The sequence below is a fragment of the Enterobacter sp. 5-4 genome, from assembly GCF_000612205.1.
Classification (GTDB): domain Bacteria; phylum Pseudomonadota; class Gammaproteobacteria; order Enterobacterales; family Enterobacteriaceae; genus Enterobacter; species Enterobacter roggenkampii.
The window spans coordinates 282,977-302,948 of record NZ_JFHW01000036.1 but is presented as its reverse complement, the minus strand read 5'-3'; the positions used below and the strand labels follow the sequence as shown (position 1 = coordinate 302,948).

The following is a 19,972-nucleotide window of genomic DNA, read 5'->3' as shown; positions in this document are numbered from 1 at the left end:
TAAAAACGCCCGGCAAAGCCGGGCGTTATGTGATTAAGCCTTGTCCCGTTTGTGCTGCCCGTCCCCCGGCTGAAGCTCATCTTCACGGAATGCTTCCCGCTTGATGCTATAGCCATCGTGCCACCGGCATTCCACCATTCCGCTGGAATACCCAGTGACGATCATACGTGGGCCGCCCTTTTTAGGCTTAACTTCATCACTGACCAAAAAGACCATACCTGCCTCCTGTATCAGGGTGAAACTGTTTCAATTTAGACGAGGAATGGTCTTTTTGCATCCTGCCGACGGTAACAATTAGTGCGACGTGCCGCGAATTTTCTCAACCAGCTTAACCGCCGCAACGACGATAGCGCCAATGATAAAGCCCAGCACCAGGTTCAGCAGCGTGGGCAGAATCGCCGCGATAACGGCCCCCTGCGTGGAGGAGAAATGTTCGATGGCATGGTGCAGCGGCGCAATGCCGTGAACCACAATTCCGCCGCCTACGAGGAACATCGCCAGCGTGCCCACCACCGACAAGCTCTTCATCAGCCAGGGCGCCAGCACCAGCAGGCTTTTGCCGATACCTCTTGCCACCGCGCTCGACTTTTCTTCCAGCCAGTAGCCAATATCGTCCAGCTTGACGATCAGTCCCACCAGACCGTACACGCCCACGGTGACCAGAATCGCGATGCCGGAGAGGATCAGGACCTGATTCAGGAGCGGCGCGTCAGAGACAATCCCCAGCGTAATCGCGACGATTTCTGCAGACAGAATAAAGTCGGTCCGAATGGCGCCTTTGACCTTATCGCGCTCGAAGGTTTTCGGATCCTGCGCGGCCAGCGCTTCAAGACGCTGCTGGCGCACCTCCGGCGTATCGCTCTGCTTGCGCGCGCTAAAGGAGTGCAGCACCTTCTCCACGCCCTCGAAGCAGAGAAATGCCCCACCGATCATCAGTAACGGCGTGATGGCCCAGGGGATAAAGGCGCTGATCAGCAGCGCCAGCGGCACCAGAATCACCTTGTTCAGGAAGGAGCCTTTCGCCACGCCCCACACCACCGGCAGTTCACGGTTTGCCCTCACCCCACTCACCTGCTGCGCGTTAAGCGATAAATCATCGCCCAGCACGCCGGCGGTTTTCTTCGCCGCCAGTTTCCCCATCACTGAAATGTCGTCCAGTAGGGTGGCTATATCATCCAGCAATGTTAATAAGCTACTTCCTGCCAAAATCTTAATCCTTCATTTTTTGGTAATTAAGTGAATAGTATGGAGCAAAAGCGCAAACCCGGAAACAGGCACCTTACGTCAACAAAAAATTCACATCAGCTACACAATTAAAGGGCTCGCCAGCGCGATAGTTTTCGCGTTTACTATCAGCGACCTTTTTATTTCGTCGTGAGGGATTATGCGTTTCCGGCAATTACTACCGCTCATCGGGGCACTCTTTTCGCTGTACATCATCTGGGGCTCAACCTACTTTGTCATTCGCATCGGCGTGGAAAGCTGGCCGCCGCTGATGATGGCGGGCATCCGCTTCCTTTCGGCGGGTATCCTGCTGCTGGCCTTCCTGATGCTGCGCGGGCATAAGCTTCCCCCGCTGCGCCCGATGCTGAATGCCGCCCTGATCGGCCTGCTGCTGCTGGCAGTGGGGAACGGGTTTGTGACGATTGCCGAGCACCAGAACGTCCCGTCCGGGATCGCCGCCGTGGTCGTTGCCACCGTACCGCTGTTTACCCTCTGCTTCAGCCGTCTTTTCGGCATCCGCACCCGCAAGCTGGAATGGCTGGGGATTGGGATTGGGCTGGCCGGCATTGTTCTGCTCAACAGCGGCGGCAACCTGAGCGGGAATCCGTGGGGCGCGGTGATTATCCTGATCGGCTCGATGAGCTGGGCGTTGGGTTCCGTCTACGGGTCACGTATCGAACTGCCGACCGGCATGATGGCCGGTGCGATTGAGATGCTCGCCGCGGGGATTGTCCTGCTGCTGGTCTCGGCGCTGACGGGAGAAAAGCTGACCGCGCTGCCGGACCTGTCGGGCTTTCTCGCGGTAGGCTACCTGGCGCTGTTTGGCTCTATCATCGCCATTAACGCCTATATGTTCCTGATCCGCAACGTCTCTCCGGCTGTCGCCACCAGCTACGCCTACGTCAACCCGGTCGTGGCCGTGCTGCTCGGAACGGGACTGGGGGGAGAAACGCTCTCGCCTGTGGAATGGATTGCTCTTGGGATCATCGTGTTTGCCGTCGTGCTGGTCACGCTGGGCAAATATCTGCTGCCGGCAAAACCGGTGGTCACGCCTTGCGAGGTGGAGAAACCGTAAGCAGGTGAATACCCTGCGTGTCGATCTGCGCGGTCTGACCGCCGCCGCAGATCCACTCTTCCAGCCGTTCGCGCAGATCGGTATCGTTCAGCTTTAGTCTGCCTCTCAGCGCACACTCCCAGACGATCAGCACCCGCCAGCCCTGCGCAATAAGCATTGAAAGATCCCGTTTGTCACGCTCGACGTTCTTGCCAATCTTATCCAGCCAGAAATCGGTGCGCGTCGCGGGGACTTTAAACAGGTAGCAGTCGTGATGGTGCCAGAAGCAGCCGTGGGTAAAGATGATGCACTGCCAGGCGTCGAGGACGAAATCGGGACGCCCCGCCAGGGCGGGATCCTGCACGCGAAAGTCAAACCCTGCCTGCGTCAGCAGCGCGGCCAGGCGCTTTTCAATGGCGGTGTCACGCGTGCCGATGGCACGCATGTTTTTACTGCGCGTGGCCTTATCGTGAACGTCCGTCATTGACGGCCTCACTCTGGCGTAGCGCCACCGCCTGTCTGATGCGCGGAGCCAGCAGTTTTGCGACAGCCGCAAACGCGGGAACGACGACCGAGTTACCAAACTGGCGGTACGCCTGGGTGTCTGAAACCGGAATGCGGAAACCGTAGCCTTGCGGCGTTTCAAAGCCCATCAACCGGGCGCATTCCCGCGGCGTTAAGCGCCGTGGGCGATGACGCTGGTTGTGCGGATCGTCGAAATCTTTTTCACCCAGCGCTTTGTCCCAGCCTCTGTCGATCAGGATTTCCGCGCCGTCTTTATAGTAGCGAGCAGACAGCGTGCGGGTGACGCTGTGCGGATCGTTCGGGTTGACCATCCCAAAACCGAAGCCGTTGCCTTTCGCCTGATGCTTCTTGGCATAGCGGTAAAGGTATTTCCACAGCACCGGGGTCAGGATAAATTTCGCGTCGACGACCGGTTCCAGCAGGTCGGCCACGGTAGGACGGCGCTCGGGATACAGAGAAGGAATATCCCGCAGGGTGAAATCCCCCTTCAGATTGAGATCGCGGCGGAAACCCACCAGCACGATACGTTCGCGATGCTGGGGCAGGAAATGTTTCCCATCAATGATTTTAGGATCGTCCGCGCCCATGTCCTCTGAATCGGCCACGTCATAACCCAGCTCATCCAGCGTTTGCATGATAATGCGGAAGGTTTTCCCGCCGTCGTGGCTTTTTAAGTTTTTGACGTTTTCCAGTACAAAAATGGCTGGACGACGGGCGTCAATAATGCGCGCCACGTCAAAAAACAGCGTTCCCTGCGTATCGCAGGCGAAACCGTGGGCGCGTCCGAGGGCATTCTTCTTGGAGACGCCGGCCAGCGAAAAAGGCTGGCACGGGAAGCCGGCCAGCAGCACGTCATGCGCGGGGATCGTCTGACGAATATGCTCGGCGGCCTCCTCATCGCTCACGCCGCTTTTATGGCTCAGGGTGACATCGCGAATATCGGCGTTGAAATGATGCTCGTGCGGGTCGCAGTACCAGTTGGCCTTATAGGTCCGCACGGCGTGCTTGTTCCACTCGCTGGTAAATACGCACTGTCCGCCGATAGCTTCAAAACCGTGCCGAATACCACCGATACCGGCAAACAGATCGATAAACCGGAAGGCATAGTTCGGGTGCGCGGCAGAAGGTCGCGGAAGCAGGTTTTGCAGATAACGAAACTCGCCTTCACTCAGGCGACGCCCTGCTCGCTCGCTGGTCAGCAGACGTTTAAGGATCGCCGGGCTCCAGTGGCTTTCGCCGTGCGCCACCAGCAGACTGGCCAGCGTTTTAGCATCATAGATATCCAACAGCTGGCGCAGTAAGGCCTGCACCGTTGCCGTTGATTTCTCAGCCTGCGCGGGCGCGGGCTCTTTCACTGCTCGATTTTCCTGCATTCTTTTAACCGGAGAGTAAAGACTGGGAACAGATTACCACAGTTCAGTTGCGCAAACTGCGACGGAAGCGGCTCAGCACCTGGCTATCCAGCCCGAGGCAGTCGCCGTGTAATTCGGCGCTGAGTTTCGCCATAAACTGGATCAGGAAATCGGCATTGTGACGTGCCAGTTCGCGGCCCATTTCCGTCTGCATTGTATCAGGCAAACGCAGCAGCTTGGTCTGAAAATGGTCGAGGGCAAATGCCCTATCGTCGAGGGATCGCGCATCGGCAAAGGGATCGTCCGCGTCAAATAGCGGCACGCCCAGCGCGCCCGAGACGGCAAAAACGCGCGCCAGGCCGATAGCACCTAACGCTTCCAGCCGGTCAGCGTCCTGCACTATTTTGGCTTCCATACTCTGCGGCGCGATTTCGGCGCTAAAGCTGTGCGCCTCAATCGCGTGCGCGACGGCGGCAATATGCTCTGGCGGAAAGTCCGGAAAGTCGCGGCGCAGAATGTCGCTCGTCTTACGCGCGGCGAGCCTTGACGACTGACTGCGTTCGGGATGATTTTTCGGCAGGCTGACAATATCGTGAAAATAGCATGCGGCCAGAATCACCCGCGGCTCGACCGTGTGGTGAACCATGATTTTTTGCGCCGTCATCCAGACCCGTCGAAAATGCGAAATATCATGTGCGGTATCGTCGTTCTGATGATTTTCCTTGAGCCAGCGCTCAAAGCCATGCTGCCACCGGGCCAGTTCCATCGTCATGTCCTGTTGTTAAAAAGAGGATGAATTATAACATAGCCAAATTAAATAAATTAAAAAATAGAAATGCGAAATATTTAATAATAATTACACCTTATAAATTCAATTAATTAATTCACTGGAAAAATAAAGAGATTTATAGAAATAATTTGAAATATTACATCGAATTTTATTACATTTATTTTTGAAACTAAACCACATCTCCTGGAATAGTATCAACCCTGTAATTACGGAGGGTAATTACATATATTCATATAAATTATCTTTAAAGGGAATATATAATGAAAAGAAAAGTTCTGGCAATTCTTGTACCCGCGTTATTAATGGCAGGCGCAGCAAATGCGGCTGAAATGTACAACAAAGACGGCAACAAAGTTGACCTGTACGGCAAGGTCGACGCGCGTCATACCTTCTCTGACAGCCCTGGCGACGACGGCGATGAAACCTATGTACAGATTGGTTTCAAAGGCGAAACCCAGATCACTAACGACCTGACCGGTTACGGCCAGTGGGAATATAAAACCTACGCTAACGATACCGAAGGCGCGGGTGATAAATCCTTTAACCGTCTGGCATACGCTGGCCTGAAATTTGGCGAATACGGTTCATTTGATTATGGCCGTAATTACGGCGTCGTGTACGACGTTGAAGCGTGGACCGATATGCTGCCTGTATTTGGCGGTGATTCCTACACCTGGACTGATAACTTTATGACTGGCCGTGCTAACGGTCTGGCTACCTACCGTAATAGTGATTTCTTCGGTCTGGTTGAGGGTCTGAATATCGCGCTGCAGTATCAGGGCGCAAATGAAGATCAGTTTGCTCAAGAAGACCAGGAAGGCACGAAAAATGGTCATAAAGATGTACGCTTCCAGAACGGTGACGGCTTCGGTATGTCTACCTCCTATGACTTCTCTGGCGATCTCTCCGGTCTGAGCCTGGGGGCGGCGTATTCCTCTTCTGACCGTACTAACAAACAGGAAGCGGCAGGCCAATACAGCGCGCATTATGCGAGCGGTAAAACAGCTGAAGCGTGGACTCTCGGCGCGAAATACGACGCCAATAACGTCTATCTGGCGATGATGTACGCTGAAACCCGCAACATGACGCCTTATGGTGATTATGGTATCGCGGATCAGACTCAGAACTTCGAAGCGGTTGCACAGTACCAGTTCGACTTCGGCCTGCGTCCATCCCTTGCATGGGTTTACTCTAAGGGCAAGGACATGACCTATCCAGGCAACGCCAGTAACCCTCAGGGTCAGCATGGAGACATGGACCTGGTTAACTACATCGACCTGGGTATGACCTACAGCTTCAATAAGAACTTCTCTACCTATGTTGACTACAAAATCAACATGCTGGACAACGATGAAAGCTTCTACGAAGCCAACGGTATTTCCACCGACGACATCGTTGGTGTGGGCATGACCTACCAGTTCTAACCTCTAAAATATCAAAGGCCGCATCTGCGGCCTTTTTTATTTCTTAACGGTACGTATTACGGCGCTTCCTGCAGCGCCACGCGGATAAACCCGTTATTCTGCACCAGCAGCTCATGAGCTTTCCACGCATCCAGCCCTGTCAGCACCATCAATACCGCTGTTTTACAGTGATGGTTACAGCTCTCCAGCGCCGCTTTTGCCTCCGCCCGGGAGCATCCCCCCGCTTCCATTACAATGGCGATTTGACGTTCGGCCCATTTGGTGTTGCTTGCCTCAAGATCCACCCGCAGGTTGCTGTATACGCGCCCGGTTCGAACGGCCAGCCCGGTAGCGATCATCGAGAGGATCATTTTTTGCGCGATCCCCGCTTTGGTGTTGAGATAGCCGGCCACCACATCGGCACCCAGTTCGGGGGCTATAACCATACTCGCCAGCTGCGCGGCTTCACTTTGCGCATCACCGGTAATCACGGCGACCGGCGAACCCAGCGACCATGCATGCCGCATCGCTCCCCAGACCCACGGCGTTTTTCCGCTGACGGTCACGGCCAGCATCATATCGTGTTCACCAAATTTAATGGCCTGCAGGTCGGAAACGCCGCGCTCGTAGCTCCCTTCCCCCTCTTGTGCCGTTACGGCCATCACAGGGGTTTTGCCCGGCGCATAGTCATCGGCAACCTGTTGCGCGACACGGCCAGACGGCCCCGCCCCGACAATGACCAGGCGACCACCGTGATTGAGGGTCGCGGCAGCGTTATCCACCGCACGGGCAATCGTCTGTAAACAAGGGGTGATAGCAGCAGAAATGAGTGCATCATCCTGGTGAATGACTTTCAGCATGTCCAGCGTGGACAATCTATCGATATTCATCGTGCTGGCGTGCCGTCTTTCCTTGACCGAACCGGTAAGCATAATGCTCATAAACAGCCTCCTTATTATGAGTACCCACACACTATAAAGTGTTTTATATAGATGACATGCGAGGAGGGTCACGAAAAGAGGACCAAATCCACGCTTTTACATGGCTTTAAGAAAAGCGCGTCATCGGCGATAATTACCCCCTTACTTAATCATCGCGGAGTATTGATGAGCGATTTGCAGCCTTTCCTTCCGACGCGCAAGCGCCCCATGAAACTCAATACGCTGGTCACGCTGATGGTGTGCGCGATTATCGGTTCAGTTCTGCTGGTGGTTTTTGCGCTCTATTCGGTGCAGATCACCCGCGCAACGCGCGATGATGTCAAAGACACCGCGCTCGGCATTGCCCGCACCCTCGCCGACAGCCCCGAGATCCAGCGCGGCCTGATGCAGGCACCGCAGGAGAACATTATTCAGCCCATCGCCCAGGCGGTGACGAAGCGAAACGATCTGCTGTTCACCGTGGTCACTGATATGCGCGGGATCCGCTACTCTCACCCGAATGAGGCGCTGCTGGGGCTACATTTTATCGGTGACGATTTAACGCCCGCGCTGGAAGGCAAAGAGAACGTATCGGTTAACCGGGGCGCGCTCGCCGAAGCGCTGCGCGTTTTTACGCCCGTCTACGACGCGCAGCACGAGCAGATTGGCGTGGTGGTCGTCGGAATCTCCCTCAATAAGGTTGAAGAGCAGATCGCTCGCGGGCGGCTAAACGCCGTCTGGACCATTTTGTTCAGTATTTTTATGAGTTCTATGGCGATTTGGGGTCTGGTGCGAGTTCTGAAGCGCATTCTGTTCGGGCTCGAACCCTACGAAATCTCCGCCCTGTTCGAACAGCGCCAGGCGATGCTGCAGTCGCTTCGCGAGGGTGTTCTGGCCGTTGATATACACGGGCGCGTGACGATGATTAATCAGACCGCCAGAGAAATATTACTTCTCCCCTCCGGCAAGCAGACCGAAAACACCAGCGCGCCCCTGCTGGCCAGCCTTCGTGACGTCTCGAAGACGGGCGTCGCACGCCAGGATCAGGAGATCAGCTGCAACGGTCGGCTATTGCTGTGCAACATGGTCCCCGTGAAAAGTCAGGATCGGGTGATCGGCGCCATCACCACCTTCCGTGATAAAACGGAAGTCAGCCAGCTGATGCAGCGTCTGGACGGCATGGTTAACTACGTTGATGCCCTGCGCGCCCACACCCACGAGTTTATGAATAAACTGCATGTGATACTCGGCCTGCTGAATATTAAGCGCTACGACAAGCTGGAAGAGTACATTCTCCAGACGGCACATCATTACCAGACGGATATCGGTACGATACAGAGCAAGGTAAAATCCCCGGTGGTTGCCGGGTTCCTGCTGGGTAAAATCAACCGGGCGAAAGAAGCGGGCGTCACCCTGACGCTGGCGGATGAAAGCCAGATACCGGATACCGCAAGTGAAGAGCAGGTCGCGGTGCTGATCACCGCGCTGGGCAACCTCATTGAAAACGCGCTCGACGCGATGGAAGGACAGCAGGAGGGCGAGATCGGCCTGCTGCTGCATTATCAGAATGGCTGGCTCAGCTGTGAAGTCAGCGACGATGGCCCCGGCATTGATCCCACTCAGCTGGAGTCTATTTTTACAAAGGGCTTCTCAACAAAAGGTGAAAACCGCGGCGTTGGGCTGTTCCTTGCTCGCCAGCAGATTCAGAACCTTGGCGGCGATATCTCCGTCGAGTCTGAGCCCGGCGTATTTACCCAATTTTTTGTTCACATCCCCTGGGATAGCGAGAGGAAAATCGCGTGATAAATGTGTTAATTGTCGATGATGACGCCATGGTAGCCGACCTCAACCGTCTGTATGTCAACCGTGTTGAAGGCTTTAGCTGCTGCGGCGTCGCCTCCACGCTAAGCCAGGCCGAGGCCATCATTAATGACCCCAGCCAGCCCGTCGATCTGGTGCTGCTGGATGTCTATATGCAGCAGGATAACGGGCTGGATCTGCTGCCCGTGATTCGCGCATCCGGCCGCCCAATCGACGTGATCATGATCTCCTCGGCCGCCGACGCCGCGACGATCCAGACCTCCATCCATTACGGCGTGGTGGATTATCTGATTAAACCGTTCCAGTTCCCGCGCTTTGAAGAGGCGCTGAACGGCTGGAAGGCCAAGCACAGCCTGATGGGGTCGCACCAGTATTACGAGCAGGCGGACGTCGACCGGCTGATCCACGGCGGGGCGCCGGAACTGGCGGACAGCAAAAAGCTGCCGAAAGGGTTAACGCCGCAAACGCTGCGCACGATTTGCCAGTGGATTGACGCTCACCCGGAGACGGAGTTTTCCACCGACGATCTGGCAAACGCGGTCAATATTTCCCGCGTGTCCTGCCGCAAATACCTGATCTGGCTGGCACAAATCAATATTCTGTTCACCAGCATTCACTACGGCGCCACCGGGCGTCCGGTGTATCGCTACCGTCTCCAGCCGGAGCAAACGGGCCTGCTCAAGCAATACTGTCAGTAACGCGGTAGGTATCATCCAGCAGGGTAAAGCGGAAGTGGTGTGCTGAAGAGAACACCACTTCTTTTGTTTTGGTCACAAAGATGGCCTCAATGTCGGGGCGCGCACGCAGCGCGGCACAGCCCTTCTCCACGCCCATGCCGTACATCAGCGTGGTCCAGATATCGCCGTCGATGGAATCTTTGGAAATGATGGTCACGCTGTCCAGTTCGTTGTCCAGCGGATATCCGGTGCGCGGATCAAGAATGTGGTGATAGCGTTTGCCGTCTTGTTCAAAATAGCGCTCGTAGGTTCCCGACGTGACGACGGACACGTTCTCAACGATCATCGTGCCGATCAGCGCATCTCCGGCGAACGGTTTTTTTAGCCCGACGCTCCAACCCCCTTCCGGCGAGCCTAACGTCTGAATGTTGCCGCCGAGGTTAATCAGCCCCAGCTCCGCGCCCTCTTTATGCAGGTAATCCCGCACCCGGTCGGCGATATAGCCTTTGGCAATCGCCCCCAGATCGATCTCCATCCCCGCTCTGGTCAGAAACACGCTGCTGCTGGCCTCATCAAGGAGAACATCCTCGGGCCGGGTTATCGCCAGCAGCGACGCGATTTCATTGGCAGGCGGAACACTGTCCCCCTGAAAGCCAATCTTCCAGCGCTTCACCAGCGGACCGATCGCCAGATTAAAGGCGCTGTCCTTGAGCAGGCTTGCCGCTTTTGCACAGCGGATCAGATCAAACACCGGCCGACTGACGGTGACCGGATGCTGGCCCGCCGCATGGTTAATGTCCATCACCTGCGAGTGCGCGCGGTTAACGGTGAGCAGATCTTCGTACTGTTTGATCAGACGAAACACGCGGGACGCGAGGGCTTCGTCATGGGAGAAGAGTTTCAGGAGGATGGGCGAGCCCATCAGAACGGCGGAGTAGCTGTAAACGCGATGGCTATCAGGCATGGCAGGAGTCCTCAGAAGTAGCCCCGGCAAGCTCCGCGCCGCCGGGGAAAATGCCGGATATCGCTGCGCGTATCCGGCCTGGGAAGCAGGTGCCTTACATCTTTTTCGAACGCAGAGCCGCCTGATGTCCTGCAAGGGTACCAAAAATGATGATATCTGCCACTGCGTTACCGCCGATACGGTTGCCGCCGTGGATCCCGCCGACCACTTCACCGGCCGCAAACGCACCTGGTAGCACGTTGTGGTTGCTGTCCAGCACGCAGGTTTCGGTGTTGATGGTCACGCCGCCCATGGTGTGGTGCACGCCCGGTGCAATCTGAATGGCGTAGAATGGCCCTTCATTGATTGGCGCACGCAGCGCGGTGGTACGTCCAAAGTCGTCATCGTGCTGTTTTTCAACGAAACCGTTGTAACGTTCCAGGGTCGCCAGGAAAGCGTGGTAATCCATGCCGAGCGCTTCCGCCAGCGCTTTTGGCGAGCTGGCGCTGGTCACGAAGCCTTTAGCGATGTACTCATCCGCGGCTTTGTTTTTGGCGCGAACATGCTCGTCAAAGACGATGTACGCGTATTTCTCCGGCAGGGCGATGATTGACGCCGAGACTTTATCGCGGGTCGACATTTCGTTGTAGAAGCGTTCCCCTTTCTGATTGACCAGAATCGCCCCGCCCCCGCGGATGGATTCGGAAATCAGGTACGAGGTTTTCTGCTCCACGGTTGGGTGAATTTGAATTTCGCCCATATCCACGGTGCCTGCCCCGATGCGCTCCAGCAGCGCGATACCGCCACCGGTCGCCCCTTTATGGTTGGTGGTAACGAAACCTTCCAGGTCAGGGCGGTATTTCACCACCATCTGGCTGTTAGCGCTGAAGCCACCGGTAGCGACAATCACGCTTTTCGCTGCCACGGTGAGGGTTTCGTTCTCTTCGGTGGTCAGGCGCACGCCGGTCACTTCGCCGTTTTCGAAGAGGATGTCGCTGACGGAGGTATCCAGCATCACCTCGATGTTGCGTTTGTTGACGTTACGCACCAGGCCGCTGATCAGGTAGCCGCCGACCGCTGAGCCGTCTTTTGGACGGTGGGTACGGTCAATGCTCATCCCGCCGGTGGTGGTGATGTCGTTCAGCATGATGCCGCGGGTTGCCAGCCATTCAATTGCCTGCGGCGCGTTCTCAACGAAGCGGTGCAGCAGTTCCGGGTTGTTCTTGTTGCCGCCACCTTTCAGGCTTTCCTGGTAGAACAGCTCTTTGCTGTCCTGAATGCCCTTCACGCGCTGGAAGCGGGTTTCTGCGGCGTTCATCCCGGCAGAGGCTTTAATGGTGTTGCCACCGATGGTTGGCATTTTCTCAACTATCAGCACGCTCGCGCCTTCGTCGTGCGCCTGAATCGCCGCCGCCAGACCGGCGCCGCCGCTGCCGACAACCACCACGTCCACGCTGCGGGTTTCATTCGGGTCAACGCCCTCTTCCGCGGCCAGCGCTTTGCTGGATTTCAGCATCGCTTTAGAGACCGCTTTCTTCACCGCCTCGCTCTGGCTGGTGGCGCCGGTGATGGCATCCACGTGCGGGGTGTTGGCATCCAGAATGCGGGTACGGATCTCTTCAAAGCTGGTGACAAACTCAACGTCTTCGCTCGGGCCAGAGGCCAGCTCGATGTCTGCAATGCGGTCCGTTTCCAGACTGACGTTAATCACCAGCTCGTTCGCGTCGTCCTGCACCTTCTCAGTAAACATGCCCGGTTTGAATTTCGATTCGCCCATGCTCATGTCGCGGATCATCGCTTCCACCAGCGAGAAGCGCCAGAGCGGCTCAGGAATGTTCAGCGCCTCGCGCTGGGTGCTGTCCATAAACAGCTCCAGGTTTTCCCCGGCCGCGATGCGGTCGGTCCAGTCCGGGTAAGCGATGGTGGCACGGCCAACGGCAATCAGGTCGTAACCGTGGTCCAGCGCTTCATTGGCATCGGCGGCATTCACCACGCCGCCCACGCCCATCACCGGTACCTGAGCCAGCGTTTCAGAACGCATCGCGCAGTATTTTTCGATCAGCGGCGTCGGGTCCTGGGTGTCAACAATGGAAGGACGCAGGGTCGCGCCGACGGAGAAGTGGAGGTAGTCCACGCCGCGAGCCGCCAGTTTTTCCAGCAGGTACATGGTGTCTTCAAAGCGGATGCCCGGCACTTCAAGCTCTTCAGGAGAGAAGCGGTAGCCAATAATAAAGGCGTCATCCGCGTACTGGCGCACCATTTTGTGGGTGATATCCAGTACTGCCAGCGGGAACTTCGCGCGGTTGTCGCGGCTGCCGCCCCACTCGTCATCGCGCTGGTTAGAGTTTGGCGAATAGAACTGCTGAATCAGATAGGTGTTTGCCCCGTGGATTTCCACGCCGTCGAAGCCGGCCTGGATGGCGCGGCGCACCGCTTCACCAAACTTGCCGATCATGCCTTCGACTTCTTCGCCAGTCAGTGCCACTGGCGTTGCTGCGCCCTCACGCGGCGCGGCAACAGCGCTTGGGCCAACCGGCGTACGGCCACCGATCAGTTTCGGGTCGACCATGCGGCCGCCGTGGTAGATCTGCAGCAGGGCTTTAGATCCTTTGGATTTGATCGCCTCCGCGATTTTCGCCAGCCCGGCAATTTTCTCGTCATTATCAATCCCGATCGCGCCCGGGAAGGCGAGACCGAGATCGTCGACGAAGCAGCACTCCACAATGATGGTGCCGATGCTTCCGGAACGGGCACGATAGTACTCCACCAGTTCGCTGGTGACGGTGCCGTCGTAATAGCCGGTGCAGGTGGTCATAGGGGCCATTAACAAACGGTTTTTCAGTTCAGTGCCATTCGGTAATGTGAAGGGGCTAAGAATACGTTCGTTAGTGCTCATAATTGAAACTCCAAACTTTTTAAAATTAAGAATTCGTTATCGGATTAATTTTTTAGTTCGTCGTTATTTGCCGATGTCATGATATTAATATAATGATTTTTTTACTTTCTAAAGTTATTACGTTAGTTAAAAAACTATTTAATCCCTGCAATAACACAATTAACACATTGGTGTTAGCAAATGTCGTTTAGCCATTCACAATAATTTAAAATTCGTTAAAGAATGATTGGTAAAACTACTTTTCCAAACAACTAAAAACACCCAACAAAACAAACACATATAAAATCACAGAAAATAAAAATGTTACAAAAATGATAAAATAAACCAATAAAAAAGGGAATACCCACATACGCCAGAGTGGTTATTAATAAAAGCATAAAAATAACGCTGCAATTCTATTTTTTTGATCACGATCAATAGTTATGGCATCCAAAAGCGCAATATAAAAACATCATCAATTTTTAATTTAGCGCCTCCATAAAAGCGTTAAATTGCTATTACTGAAAATAAAAAATCGCACCTTTAATAACTAAAAAAAGCAAAGAAACTTAAGAAAGTGATTTTGTTTTTCAGTACGACCGAATCTTTGACAACTTAAGACGTGAAACTATGAATACAAAAACTGCTGTAACGCCCCCTGTGGCGAACCAGGCATCAAATGGAAACGCAAAACGTCTGCTGATGATGGCACTGCCCGTCATCGTCGCCGTACTGCTGCTGTTTGTTCCGGTACCGGAAGGCCTGCCTCCTTACGCGTGGCACTATTTCGCTATCTTCGTTGGCGTGATCGTCGGTTTGATCTTCGAACCGCTGCCGGGCGCGGTGATCGGTCTCACCGGCGTGGTCGCCATTGCGCTGTGCAGCCAGTGGGTGCTGTTCAGCCCTGAACAGCTGGCTGATCCGAAATTCAAGCTGGCGGGCGCCTCCTTTAAATGGGCGGTGAGCGGGTTTGGTAACTCTACCGTCTGGCTAATTTTCGGTGCCTTTATGTTCGCCGCAGGCTATGACAAAACCCGCTTCGGCCGCCGTCTGGCGCTGATTCTGGTGAAATACCTCGGCCGTCGCAGCCTGACGCTCGGTTACGCGATTACGTTTGCTGACCTGCTGCTGGCACCGTTCACCCCGTCCAACACCGCGCGCAGCGGCGGGACCATCTACCCGATCATCGCTAACCTGCCGCCGCTGTACGGTTCAAAACCGAACGACCCAAGCGCGCGTAAGATTGGTTCGTATCTGATGTGGGTGGCGATCACCGCGGCCTGTATCACCAGCTCAATGTTCCTCTCCGCACTTGCGCCGAACCTGCTGGCCCTGGCGCTGGTGAAAAGTACGGTTGGAATCGATATCTCCTGGGGGACCTGGTTCCTCGCCTTCCTGCCGCTGGGTATCCTGCTGATTCTGACCATGCCGCTGCTGGCCTACTGGTTCTACCCACCAGAAGTGAAGGTAAACAACGAAGTGCCGCTGTGGGCGACCCGTGAGCTGGAAAAACTGGGCAAACTGTCCCGCAATGAAATCCTGCTGCTGGTGTTCGTGTGCTGTGCGCTGCTGATGTGGATCTTTGCCGCCGCGTGGATTGAACCGGCTATGGCTGCCCTGCTCATCGTCGGCCTGATGCTGTGGACCGGCGTGCTGGAGTGGAACGACATCACCGGTAATAAAGCCGCGTGGAACACCTTCGTCTGGTTCGCCACCCTGGTGGCGCTGGCGGATGGCCTCTCCTCTACCGGCTTTATCAGCTGGTTAGGTAAAGAAGGCGGTCTGCTGATGAGCGGTATCTCTCCGGGCGTAGCGACCATCGTGCTGCTGCTGGCGTTCTACCTGCTGCATTACCTGTTTGCCAGCACCACCGCGCACACCACGGCGCTGCTGCCAGCGATGCTGACCATCGCCTCCACTATCCCGGGCATGAATATGGAAGTGTTCGTTCTGCTGATGGTGACCTCGCTGGGCGTGATGGGGATCATCACCCCGTACGGCACTGGCCCAAGCCCGATCTACTACGGTAGCGGCTACCTGCCAACCAAAGACTACTGGCGCCTCGGCACCATCTTCGGTGCCATCTTCCTGGCGGCCCTGCTGCTGATTGGCTATCCGTGGATGTCCATGATGTTCTGATTCCTGACCGCCGGACTTCTCCTCCGGCGGTTTTATTTTTTTGGAGCAAGCTATGTCAAACAAACCGTTTTTTTATCAAAACCCCTTCCCACTGGCGCACGACGACACCGAATACTATCTGCTGACCAAAGAGCACGTTTCCGTTGCCGAGTTCGAAGGCCAGGAAGTGCTGAAAGTGGAGCCGGAAGCGCTGACCCTGCTGGCGCAGCAGGCCTTCCACGACGCCGCATTTATGCTGCGTCCTTCCCACCAGAAGCAGGTTGCCGCCATTCTTGACGACCCGGAAGCGAGCCAGAACGATAAGTACGTTGCCCTGCAGTTCCTGCGTAACTCTGAAATCGCCGCTAAAGGCGTGCTGCCAACCTGCCAGGATACCGGCACGGCGATCATCATGGGTAAAAAAGGCCAGCGCGTCTGGACCGGCGGCGGTGACGAAGCGGCCCTGAGTCAGGGGGTGTACAACACCTACATTGAAGACAACCTGCGCTACTCCCAGAACGCGGCGCTGGATATGTATAAAGAGGTGAACACCGGCACCAACCTGCCGGCGCAGATTGACCTCTACAGCGTGGACGGCGATGAGTACAAATTCCTGTGCATGGCAAAAGGCGGCGGCTCTGCCAACAAAACCTATCTCTACCAGGAAACCAAAGCGCTGATCACCCCGGCGAAGCTGAAAAACTATCTGGTTGAGAAGATGCGCACTCTCGGTACCGCGGCCTGCCCGCCGTACCATATCGCGTTCGTGATCGGCGGCACCTCGGCGGAAGCCACGTTGAAAACCGTGAAGCTGGCCTCCACGCGCTACTACGACGCGCTGCCAACGGAAGGTAACGAACACGGCCAGGCGTTCCGCGACGTTCAGCTCGAACAGGAGCTGCTCCAGGAAGCCCAGAACCTCGGCCTCGGCGCGCAGTTTGGCGGTAAATACTTCGCCCACGACATCCGCGTGATCCGCCTGCCGCGCCACGGCGCCTCCTGCCCTATCGGCATGGGGGTCTCCTGCTCCGCGGACCGCAACATCAAAGCGAAAATCAACCGCGACGGGATCTGGATTGAGAAGCTGGAGCACAACCCGGGCCAGTACATTCCTGAATCGCTGCGCCAGCAGGGCGAAGGCGACGTGGTCAGCATCAACCTGAACAAGCCGATGAATGAGATCCTGGCGCAGCTTTCCGCGCACCCGGTCTCTACCCGCCTGTCGCTGAACGGAACCATCATCGTGGCGCGCGACATCGCCCACGCGAAGCTGAAAGAGCTGATCGACAACGGCGAAGAACTGCCGCAGTACGTCAAAGATCATCCGATTTACTACGCGGGCCCGGCCAAAACGCCGGAAGGCTACGCGTCTGGCTCCCTCGGCCCAACCACGGCAGGGCGCATGGATTCGTATGTGGACTTACTGCAGTCCCACGGCGCGAGCATGATCATGCTGGCGAAAGGCAACCGCAGCCAGCAGGTGACGGACGCCTGCCATAAGCACGGCGGCTTCTACCTGGGCAGCATCGGCGGCCCGGCGGCGGTGCTGGCGCAAAACAGCATCAAGAGCCTGGAGTGCGTGGCGTATCCTGAGCTGGGCATGGAAGCTATCTGGAAGATCGAGGTCGAGAACTTCCCGGCGTTTATCCTGGTGGATGACAAAGGCAACGATTTCTTCCAGCAGATCCAGAACCCGCAGTGTAAAGGCTGTTCACAGCGCTGAGTGCTTCCATACGTCCGGCAAGAGCGACAGCGTTTCAGCGATTGTGCTGCGCTTGTCGCTCCCCGGCTTCCAGATGGTGACCATCGTCTGACCAATCCCCTGGCTGCCCACTTCGGTGTGCAGCCTTTTTACGTTTTGCCACTGCCCGGCGTGAAAATGCGTCGGTAAGAATCCCCAGCCGCAGCCGCGCTCCAGCAGACCGCGCAGCATCTCCGGCTCATTGGTAAAGAGGGTATGCCCGGAAATCTGCAGGCGGCGCGCCACCGGCTCGTCCGAGGCGGGGTGCATGACGAGCTGAGGTACCAGGGAGAGATCGAGCAGCGACAGAGGGGAAGCACTGTCCGCAAACAGCCCGCTGGCGGCATAAAAATCCATCTCGATGGCCCCCAGGGCACGCCACTCCATGTCGTTGCCCACGCTGCGGTTGCGCGCCTGGCAGATGGCCAGATCCGCGTCGTTATTCGCCAGCAGCCGTTCCGATTCATCCCGCGAGGCGCAGATAAGGCTGAGGCGGATTTTTCGCACCGCCATTTCAGCAATCACCCCGTGAAGAAAGGCTCTGGGCGTAAAAGGATCGTAGACCAGCGTCAGGTCCTGCGTCGCACCGTGCGGCACCTCTCTGGCAAACGCCTCAAAGGCTTTTACCTGCCGCATCAGGAGGTGCGCCTGGCGCTGAAGCTGTTCCCCTTCGGGCGTGAGCCGCAGGGTGCGGCCGTCGCGAATAAACAGCGCATAGCCCAACCCATCCTCAAGAAAATCAACCAGATCGCGAAGCGTCGTGCGGTCCTTCTTCAGCGCCACCGCGGCTTTACTGAGGCTCCCATTCTCGGCCACGGCGGTAAATGCCTCGAGCTGTGCAAAAGAGTAAATCAGTCCAGCCACGCTACGCTCCCTCTGTTTTTTAGGGGGATTTTCCCCCACTACGCGTTTTTTATTATAGCCCCGGGGTTTTTAAACTGAAGCCGTTCTTAACCTGTAAGAGACGGATATGAAAAACAGAAAAGTAAACCATGCCCTGCTGGCGGGCCTTGTCTTCAGCACCCTGATCTCCCCTGCGGCAGTGGCGGCCTGTAAAGGCACCGACCTCAGCGCCTGCCCTGCCCCCTTCGACACCACGCTGCCTGACACCCATAAGATGCTCACCTGGAGTCAGGCCGATCGCGTGGTGGGCTTTCGCAATGACTACCGCAACTACACCGGGGATGTTTTCCACCACGGTAACGCTGTGCCGCTGGAAATGTCGGACAAGCCGCTCACGGACGCACACTATCAGGTCAACGGCAGGCGCTACGGCCTTAAGGACTACCTCCAGCGGCAGAACGTCAGCGGCATGCTGGTGCTGAAGGACGGCAAAATCGCCTGGAAGTATCTTGGAGAGGGCAATACCGACTCGACGCTCTGGACCTCGCGCTCGGTTGGGAAATCGGTGGTATCGGCGCTGGTGGGCGTGGCCCTCAAAGAGGGAAAAATTCACTCGCTCGACGATCGGATCACGCGGTATGAACCCGACCTGAAAGGCACCGCGTGGGACGGCGTAACGCTTAAGCAGCTGATCACCCATACCTCCGGCGTGGCCTGGAACGAGGATTACACCAACCCTAAATCCGACTTCGCGCAGCTCACCGAGTGCGAGGCGAAGCCGGGTACCTATGACTGCGTGCGCAAGCTAGTGAAGGGGCTGCGCAGGGCGCACCCGGCCGGAGAGAGCTGGTCTTACTCTTCGGGCGGTGCCTGGCTGCTGGGTGACGTGCTGGAGCGGGCCACCGGCATGACGCTCGCAGCCTATCTGGAGAAAAGCATCTGGCAGCCATACGGCATGGCGAGCGACGGCGTGTGGCATGCCTACAGCAAAGGCCAGCACGACGTCGGCGCGCACGGCTTTAACGCCACGCTGGAGGACTGGGGACGCTTCGGGCAATTTATCCTGAACAACGGTACGTTACCGAACGGTAAGACCATCCTGCCGGAAAACTGGATCCGGCAGTCGTCAGACTGGACGAAGGCCAAAGGCTCGGTCTCAGACGGCCATCCCGAGGGGCTGTACGGCTACCAGTGGTGGAACAATGAAGTGCCCGCCAACGCCGCGGGCGTAGAGCCGACGGCACAGGATTCGCTGAAAGGTTCGCTCTGGGCGCTGGGCATTTTCGGACAGATGATCGTGGTGAACCCGAAGGAAAATCTGGTCATCGTCCAGTGGTCTACCTGGCCGCAGGCGGAACCGTCCTTCAGCGCCCAGCCGCTGGAAGCCTCTCTGATGTTTAGCGCGATTGCCAGGGCGCTGCGCTAAATGGCCTCCGCCGGGTAATGAAGCGGTTACCCGGCTCATTCTGAAACGCGCCTCTGCGCCACATCACAAAATCGCAATATCAGAGACTTACAGAATATTGGTGAATAAAAAGCCAACATTTTGTTAAGTTATTGTTGCCATTAATGGTATTTATTCGCCGGATTATATTCATGCAAGAAATGCATCAGTCGATGCGGCATTTGCGCTTATCTAATTCCTCATCCTGATCCAGTTTTCAGAAACAGACGCGTAAAACGTCA

General features: G+C 56.3%; 16 protein-coding genes. 7 read left to right on the top strand and 9 right to left on the bottom strand.

Translation table 11 applies throughout. The features are described 5' to 3' along the window. Window positions 1-33: 33 nt before the first annotated feature. Both AA74_RS0121400 and AA74_RS0121395 read right to left on the bottom strand, forming a co-directional pair. Complete coding sequence (locus tag AA74_RS0121400) at window positions 34-216, bottom strand: YodC family protein (RefSeq protein WP_008500307.1); 183 nt, start codon at window positions 214-216, stop codon at window positions 34-36. Between the two features lie 78 nt (window positions 217-294). Then, window positions 295-1,206, bottom strand: a complete 912-nt coding sequence (locus AA74_RS0121395; RefSeq protein WP_008500306.1) for a DUF808 domain-containing protein — start codon at window positions 1,204-1,206, stop codon at window positions 295-297. A gap of 178 nt (window positions 1,207-1,384) precedes the next feature. Here AA74_RS0121395 and yedA point away from each other — a divergent pair, with 178 nt between their 5' ends. Then, entirely contained in the window at window positions 1,385-2,299 is a 915-nt protein-coding gene (gene yedA, locus AA74_RS0121390) for a drug/metabolite exporter YedA (RefSeq protein ID WP_025913347.1), read from the top strand. Here the strand turns inward: yedA and AA74_RS0121385 are convergent. The 3 genes from AA74_RS0121385 to AA74_RS0121375 all read right to left on the bottom strand — a co-directional run bounded on the left by AA74_RS0121385 (window position 2,271) and on the right by AA74_RS0121375 (window position 4,921). Then, the gene (locus AA74_RS0121385; RefSeq protein WP_025913345.1) at window positions 2,271-2,762 is read right to left on the bottom strand and encodes a very short patch repair endonuclease; all 492 of its coding nucleotides are present in this window, start codon (window positions 2,760-2,762) and stop codon (window positions 2,271-2,273) included. The two genes, yedA and AA74_RS0121385, sit on opposite strands and share 29 nt — an antisense overlap. Further along, entirely contained in the window at window positions 2,743-4,158 is a 1,416-nt protein-coding gene (locus AA74_RS0121380; protein ID WP_025913344.1) for a DNA cytosine methyltransferase, read from the bottom strand. Before AA74_RS0121380 ends, AA74_RS0121385 begins: the two co-directional genes overlap by 20 nt. Before the next feature lie 61 nt (window positions 4,159-4,219). Beyond that, window positions 4,220-4,921, bottom strand: a complete 702-nt coding sequence (locus AA74_RS0121375; protein ID WP_025913343.1) for a phosphohydrolase — start codon at window positions 4,919-4,921, stop codon at window positions 4,220-4,222. 284 nt (window positions 4,922-5,205) lie between these two features. On the opposite strand from AA74_RS0121375, the gene ompC reads away from it, so the two are divergent. Then, a complete protein-coding gene (ompC, locus tag AA74_RS0121370) occupies window positions 5,206-6,369 on the top strand; it encodes a porin OmpC (protein ID WP_025913341.1) in 1,164 nt (387 codons plus the stop codon). Window positions 6,370-6,425: 56 nt separating this feature from the next. On the opposite strand, the gene AA74_RS0121365 is transcribed toward ompC, so the two are convergent. Continuing rightward, window positions 6,426-7,289, bottom strand: coding sequence for an N-acetylmuramic acid 6-phosphate etherase (locus AA74_RS0121365; protein WP_025913340.1), 864 nt, complete (start codon window positions 7,287-7,289; stop codon window positions 6,426-6,428). Between the two features lie 165 nt (window positions 7,290-7,454). Between AA74_RS0121365 and AA74_RS0121360 the strand changes: the two genes are divergently transcribed. Further along, window positions 7,455-9,071 (top strand): sensor histidine kinase, encoded by a 1,617-nt coding sequence (locus AA74_RS0121360; RefSeq protein ID WP_023293867.1) that lies wholly within the window; start codon window positions 7,455-7,457, stop codon window positions 9,069-9,071. Then, on the top strand, window positions 9,068-9,787 hold the full coding sequence (gene dcuR, locus AA74_RS0121355; protein ID WP_023325577.1) for a two-component system response regulator DcuR: 720 nt from the start codon (window positions 9,068-9,070) through the stop codon (window positions 9,785-9,787). Before AA74_RS0121360 ends, dcuR begins: the two co-directional genes overlap by 4 nt. On the opposite strand, the gene AA74_RS0121350 is transcribed toward dcuR, so the two are convergent. Both AA74_RS0121350 and AA74_RS0121345 read right to left on the bottom strand, forming a co-directional pair. Further along, the gene (locus AA74_RS0121350) at window positions 9,768-10,730 is read right to left on the bottom strand and encodes an FAD:protein FMN transferase (protein WP_025913338.1); all 963 of its coding nucleotides are present in this window, start codon (window positions 10,728-10,730) and stop codon (window positions 9,768-9,770) included. The genes dcuR and AA74_RS0121350 overlap by 20 nt on opposite strands. A 94-nt stretch (window positions 10,731-10,824) precedes the next feature. Then, the gene (locus AA74_RS0121345) at window positions 10,825-13,605 is read right to left on the bottom strand and encodes a flavocytochrome c (protein ID WP_023325579.1); all 2,781 of its coding nucleotides are present in this window, start codon (window positions 13,603-13,605) and stop codon (window positions 10,825-10,827) included. 609 nt (window positions 13,606-14,214) lie between these two features. Here AA74_RS0121345 and AA74_RS0121340 point away from each other — a divergent pair. Continuing rightward, entirely contained in the window at window positions 14,215-15,723 is a 1,509-nt protein-coding gene (locus AA74_RS0121340; protein ID WP_023325580.1) for an anion permease, read from the top strand. Between the two features lie 52 nt (window positions 15,724-15,775). Next, complete coding sequence (fumA, locus tag AA74_RS0121335) at window positions 15,776-17,425, top strand: class I fumarate hydratase FumA (protein ID WP_025913337.1); 1,650 nt, start codon at window positions 15,776-15,778, stop codon at window positions 17,423-17,425. Here the strand turns inward: fumA and AA74_RS0121330 are convergent. Then, entirely contained in the window at window positions 17,414-18,307 is an 894-nt protein-coding gene (locus tag AA74_RS0121330) for a LysR family transcriptional regulator (protein WP_008500290.1), read from the bottom strand. The genes fumA and AA74_RS0121330 overlap by 12 nt on opposite strands. Window positions 18,308-18,413: 106 nt before the next feature. Here AA74_RS0121330 and AA74_RS0121325 point away from each other — a divergent pair, with 106 nt between their 5' ends. After that, on the top strand, window positions 18,414-19,712 hold the full coding sequence (locus AA74_RS0121325; protein WP_025913335.1) for a serine hydrolase: 1,299 nt from the start codon (window positions 18,414-18,416) through the stop codon (window positions 19,710-19,712). Window positions 19,713-19,972: the final 260 nt, after the last annotated feature.

Coding starts and splice junctions, on each gene's coding strand:
- AA74_RS0121400 (WP_008500307.1), bottom strand. CDS start 216: ATGGTCTTTTTGGTCAGTGATGAAGTTAAGCCTAAAAAGGGCGGCCCA.
- yedA (WP_025913347.1), top strand. CDS start 1,385: ATGCGTTTCCGGCAATTACTACCGCTCATCGGGGCACTCTTTTCGCTG.
- AA74_RS0121385 (WP_025913345.1), bottom strand. CDS start 2,762: ATGACGGACGTTCACGATAAGGCCACGCGCAGTAAAAACATGCGTGCC.
- AA74_RS0121375 (WP_025913343.1), bottom strand. CDS start 4,921: ATGGAACTGGCCCGGTGGCAGCATGGCTTTGAGCGCTGGCTCAAGGAA.
- ompC (WP_025913341.1), top strand. CDS start 5,206: ATGAAAAGAAAAGTTCTGGCAATTCTTGTACCCGCGTTATTAATGGCA.
- AA74_RS0121365 (WP_025913340.1), bottom strand. CDS start 7,289: ATGAGCATTATGCTTACCGGTTCGGTCAAGGAAAGACGGCACGCCAGC.
- AA74_RS0121360 (WP_023293867.1), top strand. CDS start 7,455: ATGAGCGATTTGCAGCCTTTCCTTCCGACGCGCAAGCGCCCCATGAAA.
- AA74_RS0121350 (WP_025913338.1), bottom strand. CDS start 10,730: ATGCCTGATAGCCATCGCGTTTACAGCTACTCCGCCGTTCTGATGGGC.
- AA74_RS0121345 (WP_023325579.1), bottom strand. CDS start 13,605: ATGAGCACTAACGAACGTATTCTTAGCCCCTTCACATTACCGAATGGC.
- AA74_RS0121340 (WP_023325580.1), top strand. CDS start 14,215: ATGAATACAAAAACTGCTGTAACGCCCCCTGTGGCGAACCAGGCATCA.
- fumA (WP_025913337.1), top strand. CDS start 15,776: ATGTCAAACAAACCGTTTTTTTATCAAAACCCCTTCCCACTGGCGCAC.
- AA74_RS0121325 (WP_025913335.1), top strand. CDS start 18,414: ATGAAAAACAGAAAAGTAAACCATGCCCTGCTGGCGGGCCTTGTCTTC.